The organism is Atlantibacter sp. MEI4A-1023, from assembly GCF_056155425.1.
Genome location: NZ_CM149568.1, coordinates 2999108 through 3011519, shown reverse-complemented (window position 1 = coordinate 3011519; position 12412 = coordinate 2999108). Strand labels below are relative to the sequence as shown.

Below are 12412 nucleotides of genomic sequence, written 5' to 3'. Positions count from 1 at the left end.
TGGAGGAAATATGGAACAGGTTCAGGATTCCTCCTAATCAGCGCTTTTGTTCGAGATTTCTCGCAGGATCGACACGGGAATCAGCAGTACAAATTTTGACAGTTTAGAGTGTGGTTTAGGCAATAAATATAAATTACACTTTATGAGGTGGTTATGACATGGACGGTTGTCTTTACGCCAGAGTTTGAGCAGTGGCTTTATGATCAGGAGCATGGGTTGCAGAATCGTGTTAACGCAGCGCTAATAAGCCTTGAGTTAACCGGCCCGGCACTGGGTCGACCACGGGTGGATACGCTCTTCGGCTCCTTCTATCCCAATATGAAAGAATTACGCCTGCAATATGCTGGCGACCCATGGCGGATTTGTTTCGCCTTTGATGAGAGCCGACAAGCGATAATGCTTTACGGCGGAAAGAAAACGGGGCAGAAGCGCTTTTACTCAACATTGATTAAGCGGGTTGACGCGATTTTTGCGCGCTATCTTGCCCGCAAAAAGGATCGGGAATGAAAACATTACAGCAGCATCTTGCAGAACTTACCCCTGAACATCGGGCTGAAATCGAGCGTTTAGCCGAAGAGTTCGCCGCCGAAAACGGTTTGCCAACCATCCGGGAAATGCGCGCCATGTCGCAGCAGGAGCTTGCCGAACGGCTGGGCGTAACCCAGCCTGCGGTGGCGGCCATGGAGCGGCGCGGGGATGACATCAAAGTCTCCACACTGAAGCGCTATGCAGAAGCCTTAGGCGGTGAACTGAAGATCAGCATCGAACTGCCCGAAGGAAGCCGGGTGATTTCACTCTAAACTTCCTCCGGCAACTCAAGCCTTACCGAAACACCACGTTTGCCCAGCGCGCCAGCCCGGCGGTGACCGAGCCAAAATCGTCGCCGCCGCGGATCGGTGTTCCTGGCAAATACGCCGCCAGCAGATGACGAATCAACGGCGAGCGGGCGCTGCCGCCGGTGAGATAAATCACGTCCGGCGTGATATGGCTGGCTTCCAGCGCCAGCGTCACCTGTTCGATAATGCGTTGCAGCGGCTGCGTCAGCGCCTTTTCCAGTTCGATTTGCGAAATGGCGGCCTGCAAGCCGTCGCTGATAAACGGCATCCGGGCAAGGTGGTTATCATCGGAGGAGAGCGCGATTTTGCTCTCCTCAGCGACCCGCACCAGCCGGTAGCTCAGACGCTGCTGCCACACTTTACGCAACCTGGCGACCTCGTCGGGCGCTTTGGCGTCGCGGATTAAATCCAGCAGCAACCGGCCATTGGCGGCGCTGTAAAAATCGCTTTGCGCCGGGACGTCGTTAATCGCCACCGCGTTCCACCACGGCAGCGTCGGCAGGGCGATGCCTTTCTGGGTTTCGCCGCCCATGCCTAATAGCGGCATCAGCTGTTTAAAGGCAAGGGCGATATCCAGATCGTTACCGCCAACGCGACAGCCGCTGTGGCCTAACAGGCTGGCTTCGCGATCGGATTGCATAGCCCACTGCGGCCCCATTAGCAGTACCGAGCAGTCGGTGGTGCCGCCGCCGATATCGACCACCAGCACCCGCGTTTCCTGGGTCAGGGTGGATTCAAAATCCAGCCCGGCGGCCACGGGTTCGTACTGGAAAACGACATCGCGAAAACCGGCGCGCTGAGCTGCGCGTTCGAGAATGCCCTGCGCCTGGGCGTTGGCATCGTCACCCCCCAGCCCCTGGAAGTTAATCGGCCTGCCGATGACTGCCTGGTCAATGGCTTCGCCAGTTTGCGTGGCAGCGGCATTACGGATATGCAGCATCATCGCGCACACCAGATCCTCAAATAGCGCCACCTGCTGCGGCTTCAGGCCACTTGCGCCGAGGAACGACTTCGGGGATTTAACGAACCAGACCTCTTCCGGGTCATCCATATAATGCTGCAAGGCCGCCAGCCCAAACTGTACGCTGGCCTCGGTTACCCGAATATCTTCCTCGCGATTGGCATTAATTGCCCGGCGCAGCAGCGCCTGGTTTTCCGCGCCCGGTGCCGGGGCATCGTGACAGCGGTACAGCCATTCGCTCACCGCCTCGCGGGTGGGTGCGCACAGCATTGACGGCAGCAGCGGCGACCCGTTTTCCAGCGTCAGCATCTGCGGTGCGCCGTCGCGCATCATCGCCACCGAACAATTCGCGGTGCCGTAATCAAAACCAATAAACATTTTCATCCCCATGCCTGTGAAGAAGGGGGGCGACTTTAGCCGAATGTGGTCCTGGCGGCAAACGGAATATGAAAGCAAGGCGAAACTGCTGGGATCAGGCTACCCTGAATCCAGTTATTCAAGGAGATAGCATGTTCATTATTGATTATCGCGGCCCGTATGACTGGCCGTGGATGTGCGGTTTTCTGCGCCACCGTACCGTCGAGGGCGTCGAGAGCATTCACGACGACAGCCTGCAAAGGGTAATGGCCTTTGGCGATGCCCAGGGGCTGGCGACGATGGCTATCGCAGGAAATAATCGGCTGCACGTCACCCTGAGCGACGGTCTGTTGCCGGTTGCCGACGAGGTGCTGGCGCGGCTGCGGCGCTGGCTGGATTTAGATACCGACCCGCAACCGATCATTGAAACCCTGGGCGAACTTGCCGCGCCGATACCGGGTTTGCGGCTACCCGGCTGTGTTGATCCGTTTGAGCAGATGATCCGCGCGGTATTAGGGCAACTGGTGAGCGTCGCGATGGCGGCGAAACTGACCAGTAAACTGGTGCAGGCCTACGGCGAGCCGCTGGACGGGGAGCCAGGCTGGCGTCGATTCCCGGATGCGCAGATCCTTGCCAATGCCCGCTGGGAGGATTTAAAAGCCCTGGGGATGTCGAAAATGCGCGCCGACGCCATTATCAACCTGGCGCAGTTGTGTCTGGACGGGCAGCTGATGCTGTCACGCCCGGAGAATGTCGAGCAGGGCATCAAAGCGCTCATGAAACTGCCGGGGATTGGCCGCTGGACGGCAAGCTATTTCGCGCTGCGCGGCTGGCAGAGCCCTGACGTGTTTTTGCCGGATGATTACGCGATCAAATTACGTTTCCCTGGCATGACCCCGGCGCAGATCCGCCGCTACGCCGAGCGCTGGTCGCCCTGGCGCTCGTATGCGCTATTGCACATCTGGTATAACCACGGCTGGCAGCCGGATCAGTTAATCGCGAAATAGCCCTGGTTGAGCAGCATATCCAGCGGCTGGGTTTGGGCGATGGTGTCGCCCCAAATCATATCGATGCCGATGCCGGAGAGCGTGTCCATAATCAGCGCCTGATCCGCCGGGCCCGCGATGCACTTCAGCCCCAGCCGCTGGGCGTGGCCCTGAATAATGGTCACCATCATCTCGTCCATCAGGTTGGTGTGAACATCGGTGACCAGTTCAGGCTCAATCATGATGTAGTCGCACATCTGGCGCGTCAGTTGGTTAAAAATCTCCATATCGCGCCCGACCTGGCTGACGATAACGCGGCAACCGGCGTTACGAAGTTTGATCATGTTATTTTTTGCACGATCGTCCTCCGCCAGCAGAACGTCGCTGTGTAGGGTGAAATGGAGCAATCGCGGCGGCAGCGCGCTGGTGCTCAGCGCTGCCAGCATCTCGTTGATCGTTTCATCATTGGCGATGCCCTGTGGCGATAAGGGCAGGGCGACGCCGAAGCCTTTCAGGGTGATGGCGGTCGCGTGGTTGCGCAGGAAATCTGTAAATACGCGGCGGTCCAGCTCGCACGCCAGTGCCGGGTCGGTCAGGCCGGAGCGGAACGCCGATTCTTCGAGTACGTTGCCTTCACTGGTCCACAGGCGCAGCGACAGCAGCCAGAAGTTGGTGGATTCAGGAATACGCGGCGACGCCACGGCGCGAGCCAGCAGCATCATATGGTTGTCGTTGATAATCCGCGCCTGCTCTTCATGGGCCAGCAACGTGCGCTGCTGTTGCAAATGCTGCTGCTGCGGCTCATAAACCGTCACCACGCCACGCCCCTTATTTTTCGAGGCGTAACAGGCGATATCCGCCTGGGACATGACTTCCGAGGCCAGATTGTTATTGGCGTCGATAAGCGTGATCCCGGCGCTGGCACCGATGCGGTGCAGGCGGCCTTCCCACATAAAGTGATAGTCGTTGACCGCCTGAATCAGCCGGGTGGAAATGGTATACGCGTTTTCAATGCCGCAGTCCGGCAGCAGCAGACCGAATTCGTCGCCGCCGAGGCGCGCCAGAATATCGGTGGTGCGCAGCATCCCCAGCATCAGCGATGCCAGTTCACGCAGCAGGGCATCGCCTGCCGCATGGCCTGCGGTGTCGTTTACCGCTTTAAAACGGTCAAGGTCAATACACACCAGCGCGTGGCGCTGATGGCTTTCGCCCACGCTTTGCAGCAGGCGTTTAAGATTATTTTCAAAGCTGACGCGGTTTGCCAGGTGGGTGAGGGCGTCGTGGGAGGCGCTGTAGCTTAACTGGCGCAGCATCTTGCGTGATTCGGTGACGTCCTGGATAACCAGCACCGAGCCGATGTTTTGCCCGTCCAGCGTGCTGAGCGGCGTCACGGTGTAGTGAATGTCGTAGCTTCCGCCGTTGCGGCAGTGCAGCACCACGTCCTGTTCGATGGCGGTACGGCTGACGTCGCCGCTGTGGATGTTTTCCATCAGCGGGCCTTTATCGCCGAAGGTGATGCGCAACACCGACAGCAGCGGTTGGCCGATGGCCTGCTCCTGCGACCAGCCGCTCATTGTCTCGGCGACCGGGTTCATAAAGGTCACGTTCATATCCACGTCGGTACAAATTACCGCTTCGCCGATGGAGTCGAGCGTAATATGCAGGCGCTCTTTTTCCTGGAATAACGCTTCGTTAAGCTGCTTCACTTCGGTCATATCCATATTGACGCCCAGCAGGCGTTCCACATCGCCCTGCTTATTAATGACGCGGTTGGCGAGGGCGCGAATATGGCGAATGCCTTCGCTGACCTGAATACGGAATTCGATTTTAAACGGGACGCGCGCTTTTAGCGCATCGCGGATAGTCATTTCCACCGACCCGAGATCTTCTTTTACCACCCGGGACGCCCAAAGTTGGTAGGTAGGCTTAATATGCGGCGGAATATCGTACAGTTCGAACATCCGTTTATCCCAGCTAATGATGTCCGGCCCGAGTTCCCATTCCCAGATGCCGATGCCACCCGCTTCATTCGCCAGCGTAATACGCTCCATTAAGCGTTTATTCATCCACTCGGTATGTTTGAGATCGTTAATATCTTCAACCTGGGCGATGAAATAGAGCGGCACGCCGTTATTATCCCGCACCACGGAAACCGACATCAGCGCCCAGACAACGTCTCCTGCATGGTTAAAGTAGCGCTTTTCCATGGAGTAGCTGTTGATATCGCCCTTAATCAGGCTCTCTAACTGCTCCAGATCGTCATGCAAATCTTCCGGCCAGGTGATTTGCTGGAAGGTCATGCTGCACATTTTTTCCGGCGTATACCCCAGAAACTGGCACAGGGATTTATTGACCTGCAACCAGTGGCCGTCAATCGACACCAGCGCCATGCCGATGGAGGAATACTCCATGGCGTTGCGAAAACGGGTTTCGCTCTCGGAAATATGTTTGCGCTCTTCGCGAAACGCGTACATCACCATAGTCATGACATTGGCGGGCAGCAGAATCAGCAAAAACGGCAGCCAGGGCGCGTTCGCCATCACTGAGGGATGCGGGGCGGTGAGCATTTCGGGATTGCGGGTCAGCGTCAGGGAAACCACCATCACCGTGGCCAGGAATATGGTGAATGCCTCCAGGCGCGGCAAGCGGATGGCGCTCCACATCAACAGCACAATAATGAAGGTAAACGGCCAGGGCAGAAAATGCAGCGCCAGCCAGCTCAGTAGCAGCGTGATGCACAGCGACACTAGGGTTTCGATGAGCAACCGGGGGTTGCGATGGCGCAGCAGATAACGGGATTTAAACAGCAGGCCAATCGGCACCAGCGCGATGGCGGCAATCGACTCCGATAATACCCATACAAAAAACGTCCGTAGATTTTCGTCGTTTGGCGTAAAAATAACCGCCAGAACCGCGCCAAATAAGGGGGGAATAACCGCGCTGCCAATCGCCAGCTTTACCCAGTTGTTGAGATTTTGTAATGGATTGGCGGAGGGTAGAAGCTTACGCAGTAATATAGCCCCGAGCAGGGCTTCAAGAATATTGATTACAGGAAACGTTATTACAATTCGGCTTGAGGGAAATAAAACCAGTGACGCAAGTAAATTACCGGCCACGCACGCCACGGCGATTGCCGGCCAAAAAGAGGCCGGATGCCGATAAAAAGCCACCATCATAATAGCGGTGGGAAACCACAGCGGCGCAAGGGATGAGCCTAACAGCGTCAACTCAAGAGAAAAAAGGGTAAATAAGAAACTTAATAGCCCCAGACTTAGCAACCGTAATACGGGATGAGGCGTAGAAACTTCAACGCGCATGTTCTTTTTAATCATTACCGCTAATCCGTTATGGCATTGCCGCCAGGAGCAAAGCCCGGACGCATTATTCGACGTATCGGGCTATGCTAGTACAAACAATTTACAATTCCTATGCCGCCGACTGATAAATTCTCACTCCAGCAAGCTTTATTGATTTAATCGCAATAGCCTGAATTATTAACTGAGATTATGATTAAAAAAATGCGTTCCGGCGCCACTCTTTAAAAAAAGTTATTCACAGTGGCACGACTGCGCACCTGTGACTGGTATCGGGGGGGCGAAGTCCCTATAATTGCCGCGTTTGGCGCTGCGGCGTCGTCCTTCCCCCTTATTCAGAAACCAGGTCGCTACATTTATGACTGACAAGTCTCATCAATGCGTCATCATCGGCATCGCCGGCGCATCCGCCTCAGGCAAAAGCCTTATCGCCAGCACACTTTATCGGGAGCTGCGCGACCAGGTCGGTGACGAACACATTGGTGTCATTCCAGAAGACAGCTACTACAAAGATCAGACCCATTTGTCCATGGAAGAACGGGTTAAAACTAACTATGACCATCCCAACGCCATGGACCACAGCCTGCTGTTTCAACACCTGCAAACGCTGAAGTCCGGCAAGCCGATTGAACTGCCCGTCTATAGTTATGTCGAACATACGCGTACCCAGCAAACGGTACATATCGAACCGAAAAAAGTGATCATCCTGGAAGGGATCCTGCTGCTCACGGATGCGCGTCTGCGCCAGGAGATGAACTTCTCAATTTTCGTCGATACGCCGCTGGATATTTGCCTGATGCGCCGCATCAAGCGTGACGTGAACGAGCGTGGCCGCTCCATGGATTCGGTGATGACCCAGTACCAGAAAACGGTACGCCCGATGTTCCTGCAGTTTATTGAGCCATCGAAACAGTATGCTGACATCATCGTACCGCGCGGCGGTAAAAACCGCATCGCGATTGATATTCTCAAAGCGAAAATCAGCCAATTCTTTGAATAACACGCAGTTAGCGTGTACCGTTCTAAGAGTCATTACTTATCTCCCGGCGCATTGCGGCCGGGAATTCAAGCACAACAGAGGAGCGTGCGATGCGTCTTTGCGACCGTGATATTGAAGCCTGGCTTGATGATGGCCGTTTAGCGATTACCCCGCGTCCTCCGGTAGAGCGCATCAATGGCGCGACGGTGGATGTGCGCCTGGGTAATAAATTCCGCACCTTCAGCGGCCATACCGCCGCGTTTATTGATTTGAGCGGGCCGAAGGCCGAAGTCAGCGCCGCGCTGGATCGCGTGATGAGCGATGAAATCGTGCTGGCAGAAGGCGACGCGTTTTTCCTCCATCCTGGCGAACTGGCGCTGGCGGTCACGCTGGAATCGGTAACTTTACCTGCGGATTTGGTGGGCTGGCTGGATGGCCGTTCGTCGCTGGCGCGTCTGGGGCTGATGGTCCACGTGACCGCGCACCGTATCGATCCCGGCTGGCAGGGCTGCATCGTGCTCGAATTCTACAACTCTGGCAAACTGCCGCTGGCGCTGCGTCCGGGGATGGTGATCGGCGCGCTGAGTTTCGAGCCGCTCTCCGGGCCTGCCGCACGTCCTTATAATCGTCGTGAAGATGCCAAGTATCGGGATCAGCAAGGTGCGGTAGCCAGCCGTATCGATAAAGACTAATCCGGTTACTGACTGAGGATGCCATGAGACGACTTCTGACGACGCTAATGATTTTGCTGGTGGTAATCGTCGCCGGCCTGTCCGCATTAGTGCTGTTGGTCAACCCCAACGATTTTCGCGACTATATGGTTCGCCAGGTGGAGGCGCGTAGCGGATACCAGCTTAAGCTGGAAGGGCCGCTGCGCTGGCACGTCTGGCCTCAGTTAAGCATTCTTTCCGGGCGCATGAATCTCACCGCGCCGGGCGCGACCCAGCCGATGGTGACTGCCGATAATATGCGCCTCGACGTCAAACTGCTGCCGCTGCTGTCGCATCAACTGCACGTCCGCCAGGTGATGCTTAAAGGCGCGGTGGTTCAGTTGACGCCCGAAAGCGAAGCGCGCCATCCTAAAGACGCGCCGATTGGCCCGCAGGGCGGCGCTACGCCCACCGACACCGATCGCGGCTGGAGCTTTGATATTTCTCGCCTGAAAGTGGCCGACAGCGTGCTGGTTTTCCAGCATGAGGGCGATGAACAGGTCACGGTGCGCAACCTGAATCTCCAGATGGAGCAGGATGAAAAGCGGCAGGCGCAGATAGATTTCAGCGCCCGGGTGTTGCGCGATCAGCGCACGCTGGATCTCTCTTTCAACGCTGCGCTTAACGCCGCTGAATATCCTGAGGATCTCGTCGTCAACATCAGCAATCTCCAGTATCAGTTGAAAGGGGCTGATTTACCGTCTCAGGGTATAACCGGACAGGGCACGTTTAACGCCAACTGGCAGGAAGGGCAGAAAAGACTCAGCTTCAGCGAACTGCAACTTACCGCGAATGACAGCCAGTTAAGCGGCGACGGCAGCGTGATCCTGAAAAAGAACCCTGACTGGATACTGAATCTGGCTTTTGGCAAACTTAATCTGGAAAACTTGCTGCCAACCCAGACGGCCTCCGCCGCGCCGGTCGCCCAGCAGGCGCAGAGCCAACCTGTACTGCCGCGCCCGGTGATTGCCGATAACGCGTCTGAGCAGGATTACTCGGCGCTGCGCGGTTTTAATGCCAAAGCGAACATCACGGCGGCAAATGTGCAGTGGCGCGGGCTGAACTTCAGCAACGTGCGCGCGGCGCTGGCTAACAACAGCGGCTTGCTGACGATCTCGACCCTGGAAGGTAGTTTAGGCACTGGCCATATTTCCCTGCCGGGCAGCCTGAATACCCGGCAACAGCCTGCGCAGGCGAAATTCATCCCAACGATTCAGAACATCGAAATCAGCCAGGTGCTTAAGGCCTTTAACTATCCGATAGCCCTGAGCGGCGCGCTGTCGATGACCGGCGATTTTTCCGGGGCGCAAATTGATGCCGACGCGTTCCGCCAGAACTGGCGGGGCGAAGCCACCGTTGAAATGACCCACTCGCGCCTCGAAGGAATGAACTTCCAGCAAATGATCCAGCAGGCGGTGGCGCGTAATAACGGTTCAGTGCAGGCTCAGCAGTTCGAAGAGAACGCCACCAAACTGGAGCAGTTTACGACGGATGTGTCCCTCGACCACGGCAAACTGACGCTGAACAAAATGGAAGGGCGTTCATTGATGCTGGCGCTGAATGGCGAAGGCACTATGGATCTGGTCAGCGAACAGTGCGACACCCTGTTCCAGGTGCGGGTACTGGATGGCTGGAAAGGCGACAGCAACCTGGTGGAATTCCTGAAGCAAACGCCGATCCCGCTGCGGGTTTACGGTTCCTGGAAACAGTTGAATTACTCGCTCCAGGTGGACCAGGTGCTGCGTAAGCATCTCCAGGATGAAGCCAAACGGCGCCTGAACGACTGGGCAGAACGCCACAAAGACAGCAGCAAGTCGAAAGACGTGAAAGAACTGCTGAAAAAGCTGTAATAAAAAACGGGGCCGAATGGCCCCGTTGGTTTTTGCGCTTAGCGGGCTTGCCAGCAGCGGCTCGCTTCGCCGTTGATCAGCAGGGTGCGGTGTTCTCCTGGCGGCAGGCTGACAACCAGTTCGCGCCACGCAGGCTGATAATCGCCCCGGGTCGCGATATCCAGGCGAAGGGTGTTCGCGTCGCAGGTCATTTCCCACTCCAGCCACAGCGCATTGCCGTCCTGATAACCCCAGCTTTCACCATCGTCTTCAAACAGCAGCCCGTTACTGACGCCGCAACCCTTCAACGGGAACAGTTTCAGCTCACGGAAGGTATCGTCCGCCGGGCGGGTGTGCGCCAGGCGCGCGCTCATCGGCAGGCCCGCGCCTGCGCGTACCATCAGCGGCAGCGTTTCCAGCGGTGCTGCCAGCGTGATCCACTGCCCGCCGCTGTACCAGCTTCCGCTGTAAAAATCGTACCAGCCATCGGTATTCGCCGGCAGCCACAGGGTACGCTCGCGTGCGCCTGGCTCGACGACGCTGGCGACCAGCAGATCCTTGCCGAGAATAAACTCGTCGCATTCCTCAAAGGTCTGCGGATCGTGCTCGTGATCGAGGAACGTCGGGCGCAGCATCGGCTCGTCATCGACATGGGCCTGCCACAGCAGCGTGTAGAACCAGGGCAGCAGGCGGTAGCGCAATTCAATGGCGCTGCGAATGGCTGGCGTGATCGCCGGGTACATCCAGGGTTCATTGACGGTATGGTCGTCATTCCAGGAATGGATAGTGAAACGCGGGTGCATCACGCCATTTTGTACCCAACGCACAAACAGCTCCGGATCAGGGCGATCCCCTGAGAACCCGCCCACGTCGTGGCCGACGTTATACAGCCCGGACAGGCTCATGCCTACGCCCATGCGGGTGTTAAAACGCAACGTCTCCCAACTGGTGCGGTTATCGCCGCTCCAGGTTTGCACATAGCGCTGCATCCCGGCGCAGCCGGAGCGGGAAATCAAATACGGGCGTTTTTCCGGCGCGAAGCGCTGCTGCGCTTCCAGCGAGGCTCGCATCATCAGCAGCGGCATCACCGGGCGAATATATTTAATCGCAATCGGGTTGCCGAAGCCGTGGCAGCGCGCTTCCCCATCCCACACCTCAAACTCGTTGTTGTCGTTCCACGTAGAGTCGATGCCCATCTCCAGCAGTTGCGTGGTGACGCCGTTCTGCCACCATTTGATGGTATCCGGGTTAGTGAAATCGAGGTGGGAGCCTTCGTCGTCCCAGAAGCTGGAACGTTCTGGTTTATCCGACTCCGAATCGCGAATAAACAGCCCCTGTTCCGCCACATCGTTATAGCGTGGATGGTCCTGCAACAGGCAGGGCTTGATATTGGCCGCCAGCCGCAGGCCCGCATCGTGAAACGCCTGGCTCATCACTTTCGGCTGCGGCACTTTGTCGTAATTCCAGTTGAACACGTAGCGCTTGTTGTTAATGGACGTATAGCCGGACGACAACTGGAATGAATCGCATGGAATAGCGTGCTCTTTGCACAGGCGGATAAAATTCATCAGCTGCTGCTGGGCGTCCGGCGCATCGGTGTAGTGCATGGTCGAGCCGCTGTAGCCCAGGCTCCATTTCGGGCCGAATAGTGTTTTCCCGGTCAGCCGCACGAAAGCCTTAGTGATATCCAGCACCCGCTTGCCGACGAACAGGTAGTAATCGATATCGCCAGCTTCCGCCTGCCAGCGCCGGTAGGGGCGGTGGTAGTTGTCGATCTCTTTACCCATGTCGAACCAGCAACTGCTCAGGTTATCGTAAAACAGCCCGAAGCTCACGCCAGGACGTTGGGTGATGGTAAACGGAATATGCTTGTACAGCGGATCGGTATGGGCGGCGTTATAACCCATTGCATCCAGGTTACGCATCTCGTAGCGCTTACCGTTGCGCTGAAGCGGCCCCGCTTTTTCACCCAGCCCGTAATAGCGGTCGCCCTCCAGCCTGTGCTGGTAGTGCGCCACGCCGTCGCCGTGGGCATTGATTAAATAGGCGCTGGTGGCGCGGTCGCTGGCCAGCAATTGCCACTCGCCCCGTTCGTCTTTGTAATGCCATTCGAGCCACAGCGGCTGATGCACCGTCACGCGCAAGGTGTCGGTAGCAACGACAAGGCGATCGTCCTGCTCCTCAATACGGAAGCCCGGGAGAGAAAAGCCGCTCAGATCGTCGCGGCTGCGCCCTTCCCACGGGACGTCCTGCTGCGGCGCAATGCTCCAGGTTTTATCCAGCGCCCAGCCGGTATTGCGAGAAATCGCCACGCGAAACAGGCCATCTTCCAGCACATACAGCGCCAGTCGGTAGCGGTTATCAATTTGCAGCGTGACGTGTGCATGGTCTGCGTTAAGCAGGGTCCAGTTTTTCAGCGTTTTCATAATGTCCCTTATCT

Annotated in this window: 9 protein-coding genes; 6 read left to right on the top strand and 3 right to left on the bottom strand. The window is 56.9% G+C overall.

All coding sequences use genetic code 11. The features are described from left to right. Positions 1-153: 153 nt before the first annotated feature. Both ACVV26_RS14455 and ACVV26_RS14450 read left to right on the top strand, forming a co-directional pair. Positions 154-507 carry a type II toxin-antitoxin system RelE/ParE family toxin gene (locus ACVV26_RS14455; RefSeq protein ID WP_474797860.1) on the top strand — a complete coding sequence of 118 codons (354 nt, stop codon included), beginning with the start codon at positions 154-156 and terminating at the stop codon, positions 505-507. Further along, positions 504-800, top strand: coding sequence for a helix-turn-helix domain-containing protein (locus ACVV26_RS14450; RefSeq protein ID WP_125291701.1), 297 nt, complete (start codon positions 504-506; stop codon positions 798-800). Before ACVV26_RS14455 ends, ACVV26_RS14450 begins: the two co-directional genes overlap by 4 nt. Positions 801-822: 22 nt before the next feature. Here the strand turns inward: ACVV26_RS14450 and yegD are convergent, their stop codons facing one another. Beyond that, complete coding sequence (gene yegD / locus ACVV26_RS14445; protein ID WP_474801859.1) at positions 823-2175, bottom strand: molecular chaperone; 1353 nt, start codon at positions 2173-2175, stop codon at positions 823-825. Positions 2176-2306: 131 nt separating this feature from the next. On the opposite strand from yegD, the gene alkA reads away from it, so the two are divergent. Beyond that, on the top strand, positions 2307-3161 hold the full coding sequence (alkA, locus tag ACVV26_RS14440; protein WP_474797858.1) for a DNA-3-methyladenine glycosylase 2: 855 nt from the start codon (positions 2307-2309) through the stop codon (positions 3159-3161). On the opposite strand, the gene ACVV26_RS14435 is transcribed toward alkA, so the two are convergent. Further along, positions 3143-6472: a diguanylate cyclase gene (locus ACVV26_RS14435; protein ID WP_474797856.1), complete on the bottom strand. Its 3330-nt coding sequence runs from the start codon at positions 6470-6472 to the stop codon at positions 3143-3145. The two genes, alkA and ACVV26_RS14435, sit on opposite strands and share 19 nt — an antisense overlap. A gap of 340 nt (positions 6473-6812) precedes the next feature. Between ACVV26_RS14435 and udk the strand changes: the two genes are divergently transcribed. The 3 genes from udk (at position 6813) to asmA (ending at position 9993) form a co-directional block, all read left to right on the top strand. Continuing rightward, on the top strand, positions 6813-7454 hold the full coding sequence (udk, locus tag ACVV26_RS14430; protein WP_125291704.1) for a uridine kinase: 642 nt from the start codon (positions 6813-6815) through the stop codon (positions 7452-7454). An 89-nt stretch (positions 7455-7543) separates the two neighbouring features. Continuing rightward, positions 7544-8125 (top strand): dCTP deaminase, encoded by a 582-nt coding sequence (gene dcd, locus ACVV26_RS14425; protein WP_312978529.1) that lies wholly within the window; start codon positions 7544-7546, stop codon positions 8123-8125. A gap of 23 nt (positions 8126-8148) precedes the next feature. After that, a complete protein-coding gene (gene asmA, locus ACVV26_RS14420; protein WP_474797854.1) occupies positions 8149-9993 on the top strand; it encodes an outer membrane assembly protein AsmA in 1845 nt (614 codons plus the stop codon). 38 nt (positions 9994-10031) lie between these two features. Here asmA and ACVV26_RS14415 read toward each other — a convergent pair whose 3' ends face one another. Further along, positions 10032-12398 (bottom strand): glycoside hydrolase family 31 protein, encoded by a 2367-nt coding sequence (locus ACVV26_RS14415; RefSeq protein ID WP_474797852.1) that lies wholly within the window; start codon positions 12396-12398, stop codon positions 10032-10034. Between the last annotated feature and the right edge of the window lie 14 nt (positions 12399-12412).